The organism is Pseudomonas syringae pv. tagetis (assembly GCF_022557255.1).
GTDB lineage: Bacteria > Pseudomonadota > Gammaproteobacteria > Pseudomonadales > Pseudomonadaceae > Aquipseudomonas > Aquipseudomonas caricapapayae.
In genome coordinates, this window is sequence record NZ_CP092923.1 from 744,255 (window position 1) to 763,323 (window position 19,069).

The 19,069-nt window shown below is 57.2% G+C and carries 16 protein-coding genes and 4 tRNA genes; 14 read left to right on the forward strand and 6 right to left on the reverse strand.

Going from position 1 to position 19,069, the window contains the following annotated elements; translation table 11 throughout:
- Window positions 1-3: 3 nt before the first annotated feature.
- Window positions 4-504 carry a GspH/FimT family pseudopilin gene (locus MME58_RS03245; protein WP_054987681.1) on the reverse strand — a complete coding sequence of 167 codons (501 nt, stop codon included), beginning with the start codon at window positions 502-504 and terminating at the stop codon, window positions 4-6.
- Window positions 505-635: 131 nt separating this feature from the next.
- Here MME58_RS03245 and MME58_RS03250 point away from each other — a divergent pair, with 131 nt between their 5' ends.
- The 7 genes from MME58_RS03250 to thiO are packed head-to-tail and all read left to right on the forward strand — an operon-like array spanning window position 636 to window position 7,576.
- Complete coding sequence (locus MME58_RS03250; protein ID WP_055005182.1) at window positions 636-1,112, forward strand: GspH/FimT family pseudopilin; 477 nt, start codon at window positions 636-638, stop codon at window positions 1,110-1,112.
- Complete coding sequence (gene pilV / locus MME58_RS03255; protein ID WP_055005183.1) at window positions 1,102-1,617, forward strand: type IV pilus modification protein PilV; 516 nt, start codon at window positions 1,102-1,104, stop codon at window positions 1,615-1,617. The genes MME58_RS03250 and pilV overlap by 11 nt, the downstream gene beginning before the upstream one ends.
- A complete protein-coding gene (locus MME58_RS03260; protein ID WP_055005184.1) occupies window positions 1,614-2,321 on the forward strand; it encodes a prepilin-type N-terminal cleavage/methylation domain-containing protein in 708 nt (235 codons plus the stop codon). The genes pilV and MME58_RS03260 overlap by 4 nt, the downstream gene beginning before the upstream one ends.
- Window positions 2,322-2,332: 11 nt before the next feature.
- On the forward strand, window positions 2,333-2,839 hold the full coding sequence (locus MME58_RS03265) for a pilus assembly PilX family protein (protein WP_055005185.1): 507 nt from the start codon (window positions 2,333-2,335) through the stop codon (window positions 2,837-2,839).
- Window positions 2,823-6,029, forward strand: a complete 3,207-nt coding sequence (locus MME58_RS03270; RefSeq protein WP_054987676.1) for a pilus assembly protein — start codon at window positions 2,823-2,825, stop codon at window positions 6,027-6,029. Before MME58_RS03265 ends, MME58_RS03270 begins: the two co-directional genes overlap by 17 nt.
- A gap of 11 nt (window positions 6,030-6,040) precedes the next feature.
- Window positions 6,041-6,445, forward strand: coding sequence for a type IV pilin protein (locus tag MME58_RS03275; RefSeq protein WP_054987675.1), 405 nt, complete (start codon window positions 6,041-6,043; stop codon window positions 6,443-6,445).
- A gap of 27 nt (window positions 6,446-6,472) precedes the next feature.
- Entirely contained in the window at window positions 6,473-7,576 is a 1,104-nt protein-coding gene (thiO, locus tag MME58_RS03280; protein WP_055005186.1) for a glycine oxidase ThiO, read from the forward strand.
- A gap of 128 nt (window positions 7,577-7,704) precedes the next feature.
- Here thiO and MME58_RS03285 read toward each other — a convergent pair whose 3' ends face one another.
- The 4 genes from MME58_RS03285 to MME58_RS03300 all read right to left on the reverse strand — a co-directional run bounded on the left by MME58_RS03285 (window position 7,705) and on the right by MME58_RS03300 (window position 12,018).
- Window positions 7,705-9,042 carry a sigma-54-dependent transcriptional regulator gene (locus tag MME58_RS03285; RefSeq protein ID WP_055005187.1) on the reverse strand — a complete coding sequence of 446 codons (1,338 nt, stop codon included), beginning with the start codon at window positions 9,040-9,042 and terminating at the stop codon, window positions 7,705-7,707.
- 2 nt (window positions 9,043-9,044) lie between these two features.
- Window positions 9,045-10,637 carry a sensor histidine kinase gene (locus tag MME58_RS03290; RefSeq protein WP_055005188.1) on the reverse strand — a complete coding sequence of 531 codons (1,593 nt, stop codon included), beginning with the start codon at window positions 10,635-10,637 and terminating at the stop codon, window positions 9,045-9,047.
- Window positions 10,627-10,866 carry a PP0621 family protein gene (locus MME58_RS03295; protein ID WP_055005191.1) on the reverse strand — a complete coding sequence of 80 codons (240 nt, stop codon included), beginning with the start codon at window positions 10,864-10,866 and terminating at the stop codon, window positions 10,627-10,629. The genes MME58_RS03290 and MME58_RS03295 overlap by 11 nt, the downstream gene beginning before the upstream one ends.
- Window positions 10,867-10,995: 129 nt before the next feature.
- Window positions 10,996-12,018 carry an outer membrane protein assembly factor BamD gene (locus MME58_RS03300; RefSeq protein ID WP_054987671.1) on the reverse strand — a complete coding sequence of 341 codons (1,023 nt, stop codon included), beginning with the start codon at window positions 12,016-12,018 and terminating at the stop codon, window positions 10,996-10,998.
- 149 nt (window positions 12,019-12,167) lie between these two features.
- On the opposite strand from MME58_RS03300, the gene rluD reads away from it, so the two are divergent.
- The 7 genes from rluD to MME58_RS03335 all read left to right on the forward strand — a co-directional run bounded on the left by rluD (window position 12,168) and on the right by MME58_RS03335 (window position 17,320).
- Window positions 12,168-13,130: a 23S rRNA pseudouridine(1911/1915/1917) synthase RluD gene (gene rluD, locus MME58_RS03305; RefSeq protein ID WP_054987670.1), complete on the forward strand. Its 963-nt coding sequence runs from the start codon at window positions 12,168-12,170 to the stop codon at window positions 13,128-13,130.
- On the forward strand, window positions 13,127-13,855 hold the full coding sequence (gene pgeF / locus MME58_RS03310) for a peptidoglycan editing factor PgeF (RefSeq protein WP_055005189.1): 729 nt from the start codon (window positions 13,127-13,129) through the stop codon (window positions 13,853-13,855). The genes rluD and pgeF overlap by 4 nt, the downstream gene beginning before the upstream one ends.
- 171 nt (window positions 13,856-14,026) lie before the next feature.
- Entirely contained in the window at window positions 14,027-16,591 is a 2,565-nt protein-coding gene (gene clpB / locus MME58_RS03315; RefSeq protein ID WP_055005190.1) for an ATP-dependent chaperone ClpB, read from the forward strand.
- Window positions 16,592-16,885: 294 nt separating this feature from the next.
- Window positions 16,886-16,961 (forward strand) — tRNA-Asn (locus tag MME58_RS03320).
- 29 nt (window positions 16,962-16,990) lie between these two features.
- A tRNA-Pro gene (locus MME58_RS03325) sits at window positions 16,991-17,067 on the forward strand.
- 5 nt (window positions 17,068-17,072) lie between these two features.
- Window positions 17,073-17,148: transfer RNA gene (locus MME58_RS03330), tRNA-Lys, on the forward strand.
- Window positions 17,149-17,243: 95 nt separating this feature from the next.
- Window positions 17,244-17,320: transfer RNA gene (locus MME58_RS03335), tRNA-Pro, on the forward strand.
- Between the two features lie 326 nt (window positions 17,321-17,646).
- Here MME58_RS03335 and MME58_RS03340 read toward each other — a convergent pair.
- The gene (locus MME58_RS03340; RefSeq protein WP_055006180.1) at window positions 17,647-19,038 is read right to left on the reverse strand and encodes a site-specific integrase; all 1,392 of its coding nucleotides are present in this window, start codon (window positions 19,036-19,038) and stop codon (window positions 17,647-17,649) included.
- Between the last annotated feature and the right edge of the window lie 31 nt (window positions 19,039-19,069).

Below are 19,069 nucleotides of genomic sequence, written 5' to 3' on the forward strand. Positions count from 1 at the left end.
TATTCAGCCACACAGCGCTGCATCGATTTTCGTGTCCTCGACCCTCACGCGTCCAGCCGGTGCGACTATCACTCGATAGTTGCTGACCGGCTGGTCTGCGGCGCAAACGTGCAACGTCCTGGCGGTTCTGCGCCGCAACGTGCCCAAACCGTTGAAACTGATGTCCTCGACACGCTTGCGGTTATCGACCACCCGCGCTGTGCCGCCATTGGCGCGTTCTATCAGTACCGTATCGTTTTCGTCGGGACCTTTGCCATCCACGTCGAGTATGATCCGCCAGCCGTTACTCCAGTCTTCTTCAATGGCGTGAATGGTAACGATCTGATTGCGTGTAACGGCAGCCGCTCTCGCCGAGCGTATGCCGCTGGCCAGTTCACGAGCGGTTGCAAGCCCGCGACTTGAATCGATCAATTCCTTGAAAGAGGGTGTTGCGATGTTGGCGAGAATGCCGATCAGTGCAACGACGATCAATAATTCGATCAGTGTGAATCCTGCATGCTTCATATGCCTTCCTCCCTGGAAACCGCTGTTTCAGCACCTTGCGGACGTTCGTCGTCGCAAAACAACCGTACGTCCCGCCATGGATTTTTCAGCGGCATTGCTGCCTTATAGTCGTAACGTCTAGGAGACACTCAATGCGTCATATAGCCAAGGGATTCAGCCTCATCGAATTGTTAGTCACTGTGTCCCTGGTGGGCATCCTGGCGGCTATCGCTATCCCGAGTTTCACCAGCTCCATTCAGAGCAACAAGGCCGACACCGAGCTCAGTGATTTGCAGCGCGCGCTCAACTATGCGCGACTTGAGGCGATAAACAGGGGAGTGGCGGTGCGCATCGCACCCACCAGCGGAACGGCCTGGACCAGCGAACTGCAGGTTTATCTGGTTTCCGATGCCAACAAGAAGGCGCTTCGTAAAGTGGCGGCAATCGGCAGCGGCGGCACGCTGGTGGCAGACAACAATGCCACGGCAATTGATTTCAACAACCTGGGTGCCCTCATTGCCCCGGCTGCGGCGGTGACCATGACTTACACCCGAGGCAGCACGACCAAAACCATGAGTATTTGCCTGACTGGCCGAATCGTTCTCAATGGAAGCTGCAATGCTCAATGATCCCCCACATCGCCAGACCGGCATGACCCTGATCGAGGTGCTGGTTTCGGTACTCATCCTGGCAATAGGCCTGCTGGGCGCAGCCGCTATCCAGCTCAACGCGCTCAAGTACACCGACAGCTCGGCGATGACCAGCCAGGCGAGCTTCATTGCCTACGACACGATGGATCGTATCCGCGCCAATGTTGATGGCAACTCGTCTGCCAATGGGTCGACCAATGTCCTGGCCAACTATGCCCTGGCAAGTCTGGCGGCGACGCAAGTTGCCAACCTGAACGATGCCAGGGTTCAGGATCTGTTCGATTTCAAGAACAACATCATTAATTTTGCAGGCACGAGCGGCACGGGCAGCATTGATGTCAGCAAGGCTCCGGAGGTGACCATCATCATTGGCTGGAGCGACACGCGCGCTGCGAGCTCGAGCAATCAGGCAACAGGGAATACGACCGGCAGCCCGACCACTCAGAGCTTCAAACTGGTCTCCAGGATCGGGGTCAACCCATGAGGAAACCTTCCAGAGGCTTCGGTCTGGTCGAAATCATGGTGGCGCTGGTGCTGGGGCTGGTCGTCAGCCTCGGTATCGTGCAGATATTCACGGCTGCCAGAGGCACCTATCAAAGCCAGAATGCTGCAGCACGGATGCAAGAGGACGCACGTTTCATATTGAGCAAGCTTATTCAGGAAATCAGGATGACCGGAATGTATGGTTGCCTGAGTTTCAAAGACTATGCGCCTACGCCGCCTGCGATCAACTGGCCTCTCGCGCTTGATAATCCCATCCTCTGGGATAACGCGAACAAAACGCTGACCTTGATAACCAGCGATGTGGGTACAGCAGGCAGTTCACCTACCTGGACAATCTTGTCGGATTGCATGACCGACACTCAGCTTTACAGCGGTGCGAAGGCACCGGCGGCGGCCCAGACAGCCTTCCCGCTGCGGCAGTTGGTCTACACGCTCACTGGAACAGATCTGACTATCAAATACGGTACGGCGGGAGATGTGCAGCCGCTGCTGCAAAACGTCGTGAACTTTGATGTTTCCTTTGGCGTAGTGGGAAATCCGATGTCGTACACCTCTGTAATCACCGCTGCCAACGCCGCTGATATTCGCAGTGTCCGTATCGGCTTGACGCTGCGGGATGGCCAGAATGGCATCGTCAAGAATCAGCAATACAACGTTGTCGCCTATTTGCGTAACCGCTTTTGAACGAGCCGAGCATGAACAGAACTGTGCTATTCAATTCGAATCAAGCGTTCCCGAACGGGCAGCGCGGCATGGTATTGCTGGTTAGTCTGGTATTCCTGCTACTGCTTACATTGCTGGGAATCTCTTCAATGCAAAATGCCACGTTGCAGGAAAAGATGGCAGGTAGCGTAACCGTTCGAAATCAGTCATTTCAGTCGGCCGAAGCTCTGCTGCGCCAAGGGGAGTCGTCGATCATGCTTTCCGGGTTTTCGCTTGCGGCCTGCAGTACTCCTTCGAGCTGCGCTCCGCCTGCAGAGTCCACCACGGTGGTGGCTGCCGGTACAGGCGCTTCCGGTGTGAAATGGATTGGAACGCCCGTTGCGTTGTATGGCATACAGAATCTGGGGCGTCCTTACGGCCCCCTTACCAAGTGTGTCAATCCGGATTTAAGCAAGATGACTGTGTACCGGGTGACAGCGGTCGCCATTCAAGGCCCTTCGCGGACCGTTCTGGAGAGCATTTATGTTACCGGTTGCTAAGGCGTTCCGCTCTCTCTCGAAATACCTCTACGGCATTTTTCTTGCGCTGTATCTGACCGCGCCTGCCTATGCCTTTACGCCGGCGCAAGTGCCATTGCTCAGTGCCTCTGCCGTGCCGCCGAACCTCATGCTGCTCGTCGATAACTCCGGGAGCATGTACAACATTATCTGGGCGTCGGGTTTTGACTCGACGGTCAATCGTCCCAGCATCGGTTATTACTCCACTCAATGCCTGAGTGGCCTGATTACCGTTGTTTGCCCTTTCATGAGCACGATTTCAGGAGACGATACCCTGACGCTGGGCGATATCAACTCTACCAGCGTGGTCAATCTGTCATTAATGTGTTTGTTCGGCGGACGCGCGGTTTTTCGCAACGGCATCCAGTATTGCCTCAACCTGCCCGATCCTGCCGGGAACGGACTCACGCGTTACACCGCTAGTTATCTTTCCTATCTGATCGACCTGGTCAGCCCCAATCTGTTTGGGGTTCGCAACTACACCAACGGTGTCATACCCAACGATTACCGGATGAACGTTGCGAAAACCGTGGCGACCAGCCTGGTTTCCAATAACCTGACACTCAGGATCGGACTGGCTTCCTACAACGAGCCTGTTAACGGCGATCCAGGTCCTGGGGGGAGAATTGCACGGGCGGTTACGGATCTTTCTCCCGTGACGGCCACCACTTATCAGCCCACAGGTGTTACCCAAGCGCAGGCAACGGCCAACGTCAATGCTCTGAAACAGGCAATTGCCAACCTGACGCCCTCTACCAATACGCCGCTTGCTGAAACCTATTACGAGATTACCCGATACTTTCGCGGCATGACGCCGTTCTATCAAACCGGTTCGACCTATGTCAGCCCGATCCAGTACCGTTGCCAGAGAAATTATGGCGTCGTGATTACCGACGGCTTGCCAACGTATGATCGAACCTTTCCAACGACTGATCCCGATGATGTTCTGGACACTACCCGCTCGTTACCCAATTGGGATTTGAATGCAGCCAATGATGGTGACAATCTCGCTGGCGACGGTGAGGGAGATACGCTTTATCTGGACGATCTTGCCAAGTTCGCCTACGACATCGACCTGCGTCGGGACGCAGTGACCAGCGGCGGGGATCTGACCGGCAAGAGTTGGGATACGGCAGGCTTCGCCAAGCAGAATATAAGTACCTACACCGTTGGTTTTACGCTTTCAAATCAGATGCTGATCGATGCGGCCGACGGTAATCACGGTCATGGCAAATACTTCCAGGCCAACGACAGCTCAGGATTGAACACGGCGTTGAATCTGGCGCTTAGCGATATCTACTCCAGAGTAGGTTCAGGTGCGGCCGGGGCCGGGAACGCCTCGGCGCTTCAGGTAGGAGCGCAGTTTTACCAGGCATTTTACGATCCGACCGACTGGCACGGCACCATCACCGCTTTCAACCTGGATCCGACAACTCGGATCCTGAGTGCGCCTGTCTGGAGTACTGACACGGCTATAGTCAGTGGATCAGCCGCGCCGGTATTCGAGTCGTGGAGCACTGCGTCCACGCCAGTTAAAATCGCCCTGGATTATGCAAATTTCAGCGCTGCCCAGCAAAGTGCGTTGAATGCCACATTGCCGACCAATATTACCGGAGCAGAGATTATTGCCTGGGCCAAAGGCGGTTCCAATACGAAACTCAGAACACGCACGCGGTTGTTGGGCGATATCGTCAACTCATCGCTTGCCGTGGCGTTGCCGACACAAAAAACAGCGGTCAGTCTGTTGGGGGATACCAGCTACATTACCTATCTTTCCAACAAATTGAGCAGCATGAATTACAACATCCTGGCCAATGCCAACGATGGTTTTTTTAATGTAGTCAATCCTGCTGACGGTTCCAGGCGATATGCCTATATGCCATCGACTGCTCTGACCTCGCTGGCGACGATCGCATCGACCACTTATGGATCAGGCGTTCATAAATTCACCGTAGATGGACAGATTGCGGTGTTCGACACACAGGTGTCCGCTGGGTCGGCATGGCGTACTGTCGCTTATGGGGGGACTGGAGCCGGTGGCAAAGCATTCTTTGCGATAAAGCTGTTTGAAGGTGCCAGCAATACCATCAGTGCGTTGTGGGAAGTCAAGGCACCTGATACCTCTGACGCCAATAATAAATTCAACAACCTTGGGTATACCTATTCAGAGCCGGATGTCGCGCGGATGGCCGACGGTACCGGGATCGTGGTGGTCGGTAACGGTTATGGCAGTTTTACCGGCAGGGCGTCGCTTTATGTACTGAATGCCAATACCGGGGCGTTCATTGCCGAAATTCAGACGCCTGTCCTCAATAACGAAACCGACAACGGGCTGTCGTCGGTCAAGTTGCGCGTCAACTCCCAGAATGTGGTTCAGGCCGCTTACGCTGGCGACCTGAAAGGGCGGCTCTGGAAGTTCGATATGAGTGGCGCTGCCGCCTCCAGCTGGAAGTTGGCATTTGGTGGCGCGCCTTTATTTACCGCTCCCCGTGGCGCTAATCAGCCGATAACGGTGCAGCCCTTTGTGCTGAATCACCCTCTCAACGGTAAGATTGTCTATTTCGGAACCGGTAAATTCCTTGAAGTGGCAGACAAGCAAACAACCGCTCAGCAGGACTTCTACGCCATATGGGATGCCGATAGCGGATCAGGCAGTATCGTTGAGGCGAACTTGCAGGCTCAAGCGGTCAATGGCAGTGTCATCAGTAACGGAACCACTTACTTCACGTCGACAACCAACGATGTGGATTGGTCCGTCAAGAAGGGCTGGTTCATGCCGCTCGCCACAACATCGCCTTATCTGGGAGAGCGAATTGTCTACCCTGCCCAGACAAGCAGTGACCGGATAATTTTTTCCACCGGCTCCTTGAACTCGACTGACCCCTGCGAAAGCACGGGAACCGGACGAGTATTCGAACTCAACGCTGCCACTGGAAGCATGCTCAACTACAAGGTGCTCGACACCAATGGCGATAACAGCATCAATAATACCGATCTGTCTGTCGCAGGCTTTGCTGACGGATCAGGTATGCCGGTCATATCTGCTATTTTCAGCGGCTCTCCAGGCAGCGGCGGCGTCGAAAATAAAATTGTAAATAACTCGACTGGCAATAAGCAGGTCTTGCCGGAAAAAGGTGCAAACCAACGCATCATGTGGCGACAAATCCAATAGGGAAACTAATCATGCGAGCGACATCCAGGGGCTTTACGCTGATCGAACTCATGATCGTCGTGGCGATTGTCGGTATTCTGGCCGCCATCGCGTACCCCAGTTACACCGAATACGTGAAGCGCACCCAACGGTCGGCAATTGCCAGCCTGTTGTCGGAGCAGAGCCAGGCGCTGGAGCGCTTTTATTCACGAGCAAACCAGCCCACCTACATGGGGGCCACCGTGAGCGGCGGCAATACGTACTACAATATAACGCCGACCCTTACCGCCACCGACTTCACCCTGAAAGCTGACCCTATTGCAGGTACGCTGATGGCTGGCGACAAGTGCGGCAGCTTCGTGATCACTAACACCGGGGCGCGTACCAATACGGGCACGACAGGCGGCGTAACGGCCAAAGACTGTTGGGGCCGCTAAAACCGCTTTTCTTGTCCTGAGACCGAGATGTCCAAGCAAAAAACAGTCATTGTCGGCGGTGGCGTCATAGGGCTGCTGACCGCCTTCAATCTGGCGTCCGAGCAGGTCAGCGTAGTGTTGCTGGACCGTTCGGGCGTTGGCCAGGAGTCCTCCTGGGCGGGCGGCGGAATTGTCTCGCCGCTTTATCCGTGGCGCTACAGCCCGGCAGTCACCGCGCTGGCGCACTGGTCGCAGGATTTTTACCCACACCTTGCCGAGCGTTTGCTCACACTGAGCGGTATCGATCCCGAAGTCCACAGGACGGGCCTGTACTGGCTCGACCTTGACGACGAACCGGCTGCGCTTGAATGGGCGGTGCGCCAAAAACGCTCGTTGAACCGCGTGGATATCTCGGCGGTGAATGATGCCGTGCCGGTGCTGGGGGAGGGCTATTCGCGGGCGATCTACATGGCCGATGTGGCCAATGTACGCAATCCTCGGCTGGTCAAATCGCTCAAGGCGGCCTTGCTGGCAATGCCCGATGTCGAGATTCGCGAGCAGTGTGAAGTGAGCGGCTTTGTGCATGAGGGCGGCAGGATTTCGGGTGTGCAGACACCGTCAGGGAACATCACCGGTGATCGGATCATCCTGGCGGCAGGCGCATGGAGCGGTGAACTGCTCAAGACCCTGGGTCTGGAATTGCCGGTCGAGCCGGTAAAAGGCCAGATGATTCTCTACAAGTGTGCATCGGACTTTCTGTCGAGCATGGTGCTGGCGAAAGGGCGTTATGCGATACCGCGTCGTGACGGGCATATCCTGATTGGCAGCACCCTTGAGCATGAAGGTTTCGACAAAACCACCACGCAGGCTGCATTGGAGAGTTTGAAGGCGTCGGCCGTCGAATTGCTTCCGCAATTGGCCCATCTAGAGCCGGTCGCCCAGTGGGCAGGTTTGCGCCCTGGTTCGCCTGAGGGCATCCCTTTTATCGGAGCGCTGGACGGTTTTGACGGGCTCTGGCTCAACTGTGGTCACTACCGCAATGGACTGGTGCTTGCGCCTGCTTCCTGCCAGTTAATCACTGACCTGCTGCTGGACCGCGAGCCGATCATCGACCCGGCACCTTACGCGCCGACTGGGCGTCTGACAGGCTAGCCATTCTCACGGTCACGCGGAGCGTAGGGCGCGATGTGTACTCACGCGCACCTGACGTTTTGCACGCTCCAGCGTGGGAATGTCTTTCGTGACGCTCTGCGTCACACGTTTTTTGCCACGCAACGCATTCAATCCAGGCCCAGCTTCTTCAGCCGGTAGCGCAGTGACCTGAAGGACAAACTGAGTCTTTCTGCCGCTGCGGTGCGGTTCCAGCGGGTTTCTTCCAGTGCCTGCAGGATGAGCTTGCGCTCGATGCTTTCGAGGTAATCTTCAAGGTTGTCGATGTCGGCCAGGCTCGGGCCGTCGCCCTCCTGAGGGCTGGCGGATTCTGTCAGGCGCAGGTCGCTGGCGTGGATTTCATCGTTTTCACAAAGCGTGTAAGCGCGCTCCAGCATGTTTTCCAGTTCGCGCACGTTACCGGGGAAGCGGTAGCTCTTCAGCGTTTCCAGCGCCTGCGCGTTCAGGCGCGCGGCGGGTTGTGCGCCGTTTCCTGCAAGGCGCTTGAGAACGCTGGCTGCCAGTTGATCGATATCCTCACGCCGCTCGCGCAATGAGGGCACGCGCACTTCGATCACGTTCAGGCGGTAATACAGGTCCTGACGGAAGCGACCTTCTACAACCTCGGTATTCAGGTTCTTGTGGGTGGCACACAGAATGCGCACGTCCACGACCTGTTCTTGCTGGCCGCCGACGCTGCGGATGGACTTTTCCTGGATGGCTCGTAGCAGTTTCACCTGCATCGCCAGCGGCAGGTCGGCGACCTCGTCGAGAAACAGCGTCCCGGTATGCGCCGCCTGAAACAGACCGGGCTTGTCTTCGTGGGCACCGCTGAAACTGCCTTTGCGGTGACCAAAGAATTCGCTCTCCATCAGTTCGGAAGGAATTGCCCCGCAGTTGACCGGTATGAACGGCCTGTCAATACGCGGGCCCTGTTCGTGGATCAACCGTGCGACAAGCTCCTTGCCGCTGCCCGACTCGCCGCTGATATAGATGGGGGCCTGACTGCGCGCCAGTTTGCCGATCTGATTGCGCAAGGTGCGCATCGCCAGCGAATCGCCCAGCAGACGGCTGTCGATGCTACGTGCTGGCTGGGCGCAAGGCAGGCTCAGCGCGCTGTTGACCAGCTCGCGCAGCCTGCCGAGGTCGACCGGTTTGGTCACAAAATCGAAAGCCCCGGCCTTGAGTGCGTTAATTGCGGTATCCAGATTGCCGTGGGCGGTTATCATTGCCACCGGCACCTGGGGGTAACCGTGCTGGATGTGTTGTACCAGTTCCAGGCCGTTACCGTCGGGCAGACGCATGTCGGTCAGGCACATGTCGAACGGCTCGCGGGCCAGCAATTCGTGCGCCTCGGCAACGTTACGGGCGCTGCGAGTATCGAGTTTCATGCGCCCCAGCGTGATCTCCAGAAGCTCACGAATATCCGGCTCATCATCGACTATCAGGATTTTTTGCCGTTGGCTCATGCTCAGCTCGTTTTGAACGGGTGGGCGAAGGTGATGCGCAAGCAACTGCCGCCACCTTGTCGCGGGACATATTCCAGGTGCGCCTGATTGCTTTCGCACAGCTCGCGTGACAGATATAGACCAAGACCGGTGCCTTTGCTCTCTGTGGTGAAAAACGGCTCGAACATCTTGCTCAGGTGTTGTTCGCTGACCCCCGGCCCGTCGTCCAGTACTTCCAGGATGGGTAAATCGCTTTTCCGGTCGTGATGCAGCTTCAGCCAGACCTGCGCTGATGGATGATGTTTGCCGCTGTAGCGCAGGCCGTTCTGTAACAGGTTGGTCATGATTTGGGTCAGTTGTCCAGAATCCATGCGCGTCGTCAGCGTGCCGGGGCTGATATCGACATGAATCGACTGATTGGCCGAGGCGGCGCTGCGAAACTCGGTCACAAACTGTTCCAGCCAGGTTTTCAGATCCAGCAGCTCGGGTTGCGCCTCGCGCCGACGTGACAGTTGCAGAACGTTTTCAATGACCTGATCAATTCGTCCAGACTGCTCATGGATGATCTGCCCGAGGCGTCTATCTTCCGTGCTGAGCTCTTCCGACTCGTTGAGCAGTTGTGCAGCATGACTGACCGCGCCCAGTGGGTTGCGTATCTCATGGGCAATCCCGGCGGTCAGGCGTCCCAGTGCGGCGAGTTTGAGCTGCTGCGCCTGATGGGCAATCTGCGACAGGTCTTCGAGAAAGATCAGCGTCTGGCGTTGATCACCACGATTGAGTGCGACAAAGCTCGGTTGCAGCACGGGCCCGATGGGGGAAGTCGTGATGCTGCGCGGTACCATGATCGGATTGACGAGCCACTGGCGCAGACGTTCTACCAGTTGCGGCGAGTAGGCGTCGATAATTTGCCCGACCAGTCGCTCGTGGCCCAGCAGGGTCAGGGCACCCTGATTGGCCAGCAATACCTGGCGGCGGGCATCCAGTACCAGAATCCCGGTGCGCATGCGTTGCAGGATCAGTGCGTTGAGTTCTTCAAGGCTGTCGACATCCGCAGCGCGCTGTTCGGCCAGCACTTCACTGACCTGCATGCGTGCCGTCAGAGCCTGCACCAGCAATGCTGCGGCGAAGCACAGGGCACCCAGCGAGCCGGCCTGCACGTAGTCATTGGAGACCGACGGTGTGCCGAAGCTGATGTAGAACGTCAGGTAGATGATGCCAATGGCAGAAACAGCGGCGATCAGCAGACCGATACGGCCACGCAGCAGCACATTGCTGATCGCCACTGAAGCAATCAGCAGATTGCCGATGCCGCTGGAAGGGCCGCCCGCTGCGTAGAACAGCGCGGAAAGCATGATTGCGTCGGTCATTGCCAGGCTGAACAGCTGTGCCTGACGGCTCGGGCGTTCCAGCAGCACCACCACCAGAATGTTGAACACCAGATACAACCAGCAGCCCGAACGGAACAGATTCGGGTTGGCCAGTTGCAGCAGTTCGGTTTCCAGGCTGCTGGAGATCAGCAAGACCAGTACGACGCCAATGGTCAGTCGGTAAAGGTGGTACAGCCGCAGAATCCGCTGCGCCTGCGGGCTGGCAAGGGAGGGCGTATCAGCGGTCACGTGCCGCGGGGCCTTCCAGGCGATGTGCCTCGCTGCAATACCATTGCTGCGCCTGGCTCAACGCACGATCCTGAGGCAGATGAACGCCGCAGTGTGCGCAACGCACCATCGGGGTAGCTGCTATTTCCGGCGGCTCGGCGCGGGATTTCGGTTTAGGAGGATTGATCAGGCGCTTGATGAACCAGATCACCGCCGCGATCAACGCGACCCACATTAATAGGCGAATCATGATTACCAGCTTGGTGATTGACGATGGCGCAGTGTAGCCAAGCCACAGGCGGGCGCACAGAGGCTGCTGCTCATAAATGTGATGCATAAAAAAAGAGGCCCGCAGGCCTCTTTGTTCATGCAGTGCAGATCAGTCGAACAGACCCAGCGTCATGTAGCTGAACCATGAACGGCTCTTGGTGCCTTTCGCTTCGGCTTCTTTTTCTGCCTGTTCGTCCAGCTCTGCCTGATTTTCCGGCAGCAGCTCTTTCGGGATGGCGTCCTTGGCGTCCTGATACTGCTTCTTCATGTCCTGATCGGCGCGGGTCTGGCCCGGTGGCAGCGGTGCGCTACCGTCGATCAGCCCCAACGTCGCTTTCGACAGCCACGAGCGGTTGTCGGCTTCGGCCTGACGCGGTGTGAACTTGCCGTCAGCCAACTGCGGGTGGTTCGGGTAGTTGGTCTTGAGCACTTCAAGGCTGGTGGCTGCCAGGTCGTCAAGGTGCAGGCGCTGATAGGATTCGACCATCACGGCCAGACCGTCACCGACCGATGGCGTCTCCTGGAAGTTTTCCACTACATAGCGGCCACGATTGGCGGCGGCAACATAGGCCTGACGAGTCAGGTAGTAATCGGCCACGTGGATTTCGTAGGAGGCCAGCAGGTTGCGCAGGTAGATCATGCGCTGTTTGGCATCAGGCGAATAGCGGCTGTTCGGGAAGCGGCTGGTCAACTGAGCGAACTCGTTGAACGAGTCGCGGGCAGCCCCCGGGTCACGTTTGGTCTGGTCCAGCGGCAGGAAACGCGCCAGCAGGCCTACGTCCTGGTCGAAGGAGGTCAGGCCCTTCATGTAATACGCGTAATCGACGTTCGGGTGCTGCGGATGCAGGCGGATGAAGCGTTCGGCAGCGGATTTGGCTGCTTCGGGTTCACCGTTCTTGTAGTTCGAGTAGATCAACTCGAGCTGGGCCTGATCGGCGTAGCGACCGAACGGGTAGCGTGATTCCAGCGCCTTGAGCTTCTCGGTGGCACTGTTATAGCTGTTATTTCCCAGGTCGGCCTGCGCCTGCTGGTACAGCTCGACTTCGCTGAGGTTTTCGTCGATGACTTCCTTCGACGAACAGGCCGCAGTCAATGCGAGGATGGCGATCAGCAGCAGGTGTTTCACTTGCATGGCGGCTTGCGTCCCTATAACGGCCTGCTGTCTTGGGCGGGGCCGTCCTGTTATGATGAGCGCCCCGCGATACCGGCGGGACAAAAGACGCCGTATTTAACCACAAGCGCGCTGCCGAAACCAAAGGCTAGCCGCCACCTAGTCTGGTCATGTCCGAAAATATAGAACTCCGCGCAGAGGTGCCGTCCGAATTGGGCGGTCAACGCCTCGATCAAGTCGCCGCACAATTATTCGCTGAGCACTCGCGCTCGCGCCTTTCCGCCTGGATCAAGGACGGCCGCCTGACTGTGGACGGAGGCGTACTGCGCCCTCGCGACATCGTGCATGGTGGCGCTGTTCTCGAACTGATTGCCGAGCAGGAGGCCCAGGGTGAATGGGTCGCTCAGGATATCGAGCTCGACATCATCTACGAAGACGACCAGATCCTCGTCATCAACAAACCTGCGGGGCTTGTGGTGCATCCGGCTGCCGGTCATGCCGACGGCACGCTGCTCAATGCCTTGCTGCACCACGTGCCGGACATCATCAATGTTCCGCGTGCGGGTATCGTGCATCGCCTGGACAAGGACACCACCGGTCTGATGGTGGTCGCCAAGACCATCCAGGCACAGACGCAACTGGTGACACAGTTGCAGAGTCGCAGTGTCAGCCGCATCTACGAGTGCATCGTGATCGGCGTGGTGACTGCTGGCGGCAAGATCGACGCACCGATCGGTCGTCACGGCCAGCAGCGTCAACGCATGGCCGTCATGGAGGGCGGCAAGCAGGCCGTCAGTCATTACCGCGTGCTGGAACGCTTCCGTTCGCACACCCATGTACGCGTCAAGCTGGAAACCGGCCGGACGCACCAGATCCGCGTGCACATGGCGCACATCAACTACCCGTTGGTCGGCGATCCGGCCTATGGCGGTCGTTTCCGCATTCCGCCAGCGGCCAGCCTGACCATGGTCGATTCGCTCAAGACCTTTCCGCGCCAGGCGCTGCATGCCCGCTTCCTGGAGCTCGACCATCCGGTCACCGGCAAGCGCATGAGCTGGGAGTCGCCACTGCCGGATGATTTTGTCTGGCTGCTGTCGTTGCTCAAGCAGGATCGCGAGGCGTTCATCGGGTGAATGACTGGCTGATACCTGACTGGCCTGCGCCAGCACAGATCAAGTCTTGCGTTACCACTCGCTCGGGCGGGGTCAGCCTGGCTCCGTTCGAGAGCTTCAATCTGGGCGATCACGTCGACGACAGCCCCGAGGCCGTGGCGACCAATCGCCTGCGCCTGACCTCCAGCCTCAATGTTCAACCTGCATGGCTGAAGCAGGTGCACGGCATAGGCGTCGTGCCTGCCGACCCGTCCCGGGTTGTCGAAGCGGATGCCAGCTGGACCGGCAACCACGGCGTCGCCTGCACCATCATGACCGCCGATTGTCTGCCCGCGTTGTTCTGTCGTCGTGATGGCACTCGCGTCGCTGCAGCGCATGCCGGCTGGCGCGGGCTCGCGGCTGGTGTGCTGGAAGCCACTGCCGACAGTTTGCAGTGCGCTGCCGAAGACATCATGGTCTGGCTGGGCCCGGCCATCGGCCAGCCTTCGTTCGAAGTCGGCTCCGAAGTGCGTGAGGTCTTTACTCGCAGCCATCCCCAGACAGCCGATGCATTTGTCGCCAGTTCGAATCCTGATCGTTTCATGGCCGACATCTACAGGCTTGCCCGACTGCGTCTTGCTGCGCAGGGTATCCATGCCGTGTATGGCGGCGGTCTGGACACTTTTACCGACCCTCGTTTCTTTTCCTACCGGCGTGCCGCTCGCACTGGCCGTTTCGCTTCGTTGATCTGGATCGATCACGCCTGAATGCAGGCTGTTTTACGCCAGCCAGCTAGGCTTGCCTGAGCGCTCCTCTGATGTGTATCAATCCCGGCCAGCTTGAAACGCGCAGAATCGTCCGCATCTAACTGGCTATTCAGCAGGTTTTCGTTATAGGTGTGTTCATTGCTCCGGCCTGCATTAAAAGGAAGGTGACTAATGCGTATCGACAGATTGACCAGCAAATTACAGTTAGCGTTATCGGACTCCCAGTCGCTGGCCGTTGGCCTCGACCATCCCGCCATTGAGCCTGCACATTTGATGCAGGCGCTGCTTGAACAGCAGGGCGGTTCCATCAAGCCTTTACTGCTGCAAGTCGGCTTCGACATCAACAGCCTGCGCAAGGAACTGAGTGCAGAGCTGGACCGGCTGCCCAAAATCCAGAACCCGACCGGCGACGTCAACATGTCGCAGGATCTGGCGCGCCTGCTCAACCAGGCCGACCGTCTGGCACAGCAGAAAGGTGATCAGTTCATTTCCAGCGAGCTGGTATTGCTCGCGGCAATGGACGAGAACAGCAAGCTCGGCAAGTTGCTGCTGGGACAGGGCGTCAGCAAGAAGGCGCTGGAAAATGCCATCAACAACCTGCGCGGCGAAGGTGCGGTTAACGACCCGAACGTCGAAGAGTCGCGTCAGGCACTGGACAAGTACACCGTCGATCTGACCAAGCGTGCCGAAGAGGGCAAGCTCGATCCGGTGATCGGCCGTGATGACGAGATTCGTCGCACTATTCAGGTCCTGCAACGCCGTACCAAGAACAACCCGGTGCTGATCGGTGAGCCTGGCGTGGGTAAGACCGCCATCGCCGAAGGGCTGGCGCAACGCATCATCAATGGCGAGGTGCCGGATGGCTTGCGCGGCAAGCGTCTGCTGTCGCTGGACATGGGCGCGCTGATTGCCGGTGCCAAGTACCGTGGCGAGTTCGAAGAGCGCCTGAAGTCGCTGCTCAACGAGCTGTCCAAGCAGGAAGGCCAGATCATCCTGTTTATCGATGAGCTGCACACCATGGTCGGCGCGGGCAAGGGTGAAGGCTCGATGGACGCTGGCAACATGCTCAAGCCTGCGCTGGCGCGCGGCGAGTTGCACTGTGTCGGCGCCACTACGCTCAACGAGTACCGCCAATATATAGAGAAGGATGCTGCACTTGAGCGTCGTTTCCAGAAAGTACTGGTCGACGAGCCAAGCGAAGAAGACACCATTGCGATCCTGCGTGGCCTCAAGGAGCGCTATGAAGTGCATCACAAGGTTGCAATCACCGATGGTGCGATCATCGCAGCGGCCAAACTGAGCCATCGCTATATCACCGATCGCCAGTTGCCGGACAAGGCGATTGACCTGATCGACGAAGCAGCCAGCCGCATTCGTATGGAGATCGATTCCAAGCCTGAAGTGCTCGACCGCCTTGAGCGACGCCTGATCCAGCTGAAGGTAGAAGCCCAGGCTCTCAAGAAGGAAAAGGACGAAGCTGCGATCAAGCGTCTGGAAAAACTCCAGGGCGAAATCGAACGCCTTGAGCTTGAGTACGCGGATCTTGAAGAAATCTGGACCTCGGAAAAAGCCGAAGTCACCGGTTCGGCGCAGATCCAGCAGAAAATCGAACAGTCTCGTCAGGAACTGGAAGCGGCACGCCGTCGCGGCGATCTGAACCGTATGGCCGAGTTGCAGTACGGGATCATTCCGGACCTGGAACGCAGCCTGCAAATGGTCGATCAGCATGGCAAGCCCGAGAATCAGTTGCTGCGCAGCAAAGTGACCGAGGAAGAAATTGCCGAAGTCGTGTCGAAGTGGACCGGTATTCCTGTGTCGAAGATGCTGGAAGGCGAGCGCGAGAAGCTGTTGCGCATGGAAACCCTGTTGCACAATCGGGTGATCGGTCAGGAAGAGGCAGTGGTCGCGGTTTCCAACGCTGTGCGTCGTTCGCGTGCCGGTCTGTCAGACCCTAATCGGCCAAGTGGTTCGTTCATGTTTCTCGGCCCTACCGGGGTGGGCAAGACCGAGCTGTGCAAGGCGCTGGCCGAGTTCCTGTTTGACACCGAAGAGGCCATGGTGCGTATCGACATGTCCGAGTTCATGGAGAAACATTCCGTGGCTCGCCTGATCGGTGCACCACCAGGCTATGTCGGTTACGAGGAGGGCGGTTACCTGACAGAAGCCGTGCGTCGCAAGCCGTATTCGCTGATTCTGCTCGATGAGGTCGAGAAGGCGCATTCCGACGTATTCAACATCCTGTTGCAGGTGCTTGAAGATGGACGCCTCACTGACAGCCACGGGCGGACGGTGGATTTCCGCAATACCGTGATCGTCATGACCTCCAACCTGGGCTCGGCGCAGATTCAGGAGCTGGTCGGTGATCGTGAGGCGCAGCGTGCTGCGGTGATGGACGCGGTCGGTACGCATTTCCGTCCTGAGTTCGTTAACCGGATCGACGAAGTGGTGATTTTCGAGCCGCTGGCGCGTGATCAGATCGCCGGTATCACCGATATCCAGCTGGGTCGTCTGCGCAAGCGTCTGGCCGAGCGCGAGCTGGCGCTGACCTTGAGCCCAGAGGCTCTGGACAAGCTGATTGCTGTTGGTTACGACCCGGTCTATGGTGCACGGCCGCTGAAACGGGCGATCCAGCGCTGGATCGAGAACCCGCTGGCACAGATGATCCTCTCGGGAGGCTTCATGCCAGGCACGACCATCACCGGCAAGGTGGTCGACGACGAGATTGTGTTTGCCTGACAGCGTTCTTCTGCTCTCTATAGAGGGCCCTCACGTCGAGGGCCTTTTTCTTGAGGACGCTGCCAGCTGTAAATCAGGCCCGAAAGGCGATCTGAAAAAAAATCGCAAATCATTGTCTTAAAAAGCAATTTATAGGGTTGACAGGTGTTTTTAAAATTGTAGAATAGCGCGCCTCAGAGACGTGAACGCAACGATACAAACGAAGCGCAAAGGTCGATGAGATTGAAATCAACGAGTTAACAGCACGCTGGTTTCAAGGCAACAGGTTGTAACGTTGAATCTGAAATCAATAGTTCCGCGATAGCTCAGTTGGTAGAGCAAGTGACTGTTAATCACTGGGTCCCTGGTTCGAGTCCAGGTCGTGGAGCCAGATTTCGCAAGATGCAACGCAGTTTCAGTCGGGGTATAGCGCAGTCCGGTAGCGCGCCTGCTTTGGGAGCAGGATGTCAGGAGTTCGAATCCCCTTACCCCGACCATATTTGGGTCGTTAGCTCAGTTGGTAGAGCAGTTGGCTTTTAACCAATTGGTCGTAGGTTCGAATCCCACACGACCCACCATTTTTGGTTCCAAGGTTGACCTTGGAGCCGAATCTTAAAGATCTGATGCCACTTGTATCAGGTCGCAGGCAGCTGGTTGAGGTGCCTTGATTTACCGGGGTATAGCGCAGTCCGGTAGCGCGCCTGCTTTGGGAGCAGGATGTCAGGAGTTCGAATCCCCTTACCCCGACCAAACACTGTTGTGGCTGTATCTTTAGGACCTTGATGGGTGTTCATGTCTCAGTTGAGGCAGGCTTTACCGTATGAGGGGTCTTATACCCAAACAAGCAGCCGTCTGTCGCGAAACATAGCGCCAGCAAGCTGTGATGTCAAATTGGAGCGCCCCGTACCGAGCGAAAGCTTGTGTACGGGGCGTTTTTTTTGGCAAAAAATGCTGTGCTGCGCGTGTATCGGCCCATATGAAGCAGTCATTAGGCCTGATAACTAAATAATCGGCATCGCGATGCATCTGCTGATAATGGCAGATTGAGTATTTTTACAAATATCCAACGCAAGGGATCAGCCTGACCTGCCGATCCATCCGGCCAATTCCAGCATTTCCGGGCGTAGATGCCGAGCATCCTGGCTTGGGACAGGTCTTTCCTCGATCACTGGTTCAGCACCAGCTCCTCCGCCGGCAATGTTGTTCTGTACCCACCTGGTGAGTTCCCCCAAGCTTCGCAATAGATCTTCTGGACTGGAGCAGCCTAACGGTAGCTGGCTGACTGCGGTGTCGCGGTCACTAGCGGGTGAGGGCGTTTCGTCGCGGTTCACTGTCCGGGTATCTGGAGCAGTTGACGGGCTCATGGTCGAGACCGGTGTAGGCAATGCGCGGGGCCTGGCCAAGGCCCGGCCAGCTGATCTTTCGGCTCCTGCAGTTGTTTCGCGAGTCGCAGTCGACGGAGTCAAGTCCTTAACTGGAGCAGAAATTGATCGGTGTCTATCAGCACGCAGCGTCGCATCCGGTTTTGCCATGTAGCTGATTTTGGCCGGCCGCTTTCCTCGTTCATTCATCACCTCCCGCATCATGTCGTAGTCGGGTTCGATGTAATCCATCGTGGTAGCTATATTCGAGTGGTTCAGCAATTTCTTGGTCAGATAGATGTTGCGCTCCGGTAGCGTCATCAGCTCACTGGCGATCGTGTGTCGGAAGCGGTGAGGCGTCATCCGTATACCGGTCATCGCAGTGAGTTTTTTATACATCGCCTCGACTTGGTTGGAATTCATCTCATGGCGGCGGTAGTGGCCTGAAAATCTGTTTACGTTGAACAACTGGTCACCAGGCTGGAACCTTAAGGCCTTCGCTGCGTGCATAAGCGTTTCTAGCTGGGCCATCAGGCCGTCTGGGATCGGAACCAGGAACTCACGGTGAGTCTTTTCTGTTTCACCTCGGACTCTGATCAGGCGATCGCGCAGGTATACATCCGCATATCTCAGGCATAGCAACGCGTTGAGGCGGATCCCTGTGTAGTAGAACGTTTCGAACACGCTCAGCCAGAACCAGGCAGGTGTAATTTCTGTCCGTTTTGCGGTGGCACGCTCCTCTGAGCTCAGCATCCTCAACCAGTTACGAGCGCGGACGCTTGCGTCGTTCGCAACTGTTTTTTTGGGGCGCTTGGGCGGCATCACACGCGTGTTTTTAAGTGGGTTAACAACCAGATCCAGCAGACCGTGCTCGATTGCATAGCCGTATATGGTGCGCAAATGGCTGGAGTATGTGTTCCAGCTGCGCTTGGAGATCCGCTCGAGCTCAGACCTGCGCCAGTCAAGCATGTCGCGGTGGGTCGTCTCACAGGCAAGGCAGTCGCCGAAGAATCTGACGTAGGATTTTGTGGCAGCCCAATAGATCTTGACGGTGTCGGGCCTATCAGTGGTGTTTTGCCAGATCAGTGCCGGCGCTATTTTCAGCACTGTGAACGTGTTCTTCCAGCCGCGACCATTA

Bases quoted from the DNA above. Each gene is read 5' to 3' on its own strand.
- MME58_RS03245 (WP_054987681.1), bottom strand. From the start codon at position 504: ATGAAGCATGCAGGATTCACACTGATCGAATTATTGATCGTCGTTGCA.
- MME58_RS03250 (WP_055005182.1), top strand. From the start codon at position 636: ATGCGTCATATAGCCAAGGGATTCAGCCTCATCGAATTGTTAGTCACT.
- pilV (WP_055005183.1), top strand. From the start codon at position 1,102: ATGCTCAATGATCCCCCACATCGCCAGACCGGCATGACCCTGATCGAG.
- MME58_RS03260 (WP_055005184.1), top strand. From the start codon at position 1,614: ATGAGGAAACCTTCCAGAGGCTTCGGTCTGGTCGAAATCATGGTGGCG.
- MME58_RS03265 (WP_055005185.1), top strand. From the start codon at position 2,333: ATGAACAGAACTGTGCTATTCAATTCGAATCAAGCGTTCCCGAACGGG.
- MME58_RS03270 (WP_054987676.1), top strand. From the start codon at position 2,823: ATGTTACCGGTTGCTAAGGCGTTCCGCTCTCTCTCGAAATACCTCTAC.
- MME58_RS03275 (WP_054987675.1), top strand. From the start codon at position 6,041: ATGCGAGCGACATCCAGGGGCTTTACGCTGATCGAACTCATGATCGTC.
- thiO (WP_055005186.1), top strand. From the start codon at position 6,473: ATGTCCAAGCAAAAAACAGTCATTGTCGGCGGTGGCGTCATAGGGCTG.
- MME58_RS03285 (WP_055005187.1), bottom strand. From the start codon at position 9,042: ATGAGCCAACGGCAAAAAATCCTGATAGTCGATGATGAGCCGGATATT.
- MME58_RS03295 (WP_055005191.1), bottom strand. From the start codon at position 10,866: ATGATTCGCCTATTAATGTGGGTCGCGTTGATCGCGGCGGTGATCTGG.
- MME58_RS03300 (WP_054987671.1), bottom strand. From the start codon at position 12,018: ATGCAAGTGAAACACCTGCTGCTGATCGCCATCCTCGCATTGACTGCG.
- rluD (WP_054987670.1), top strand. From the start codon at position 12,168: ATGTCCGAAAATATAGAACTCCGCGCAGAGGTGCCGTCCGAATTGGGC.
- clpB (WP_055005190.1), top strand. From the start codon at position 14,027: ATGCGTATCGACAGATTGACCAGCAAATTACAGTTAGCGTTATCGGAC.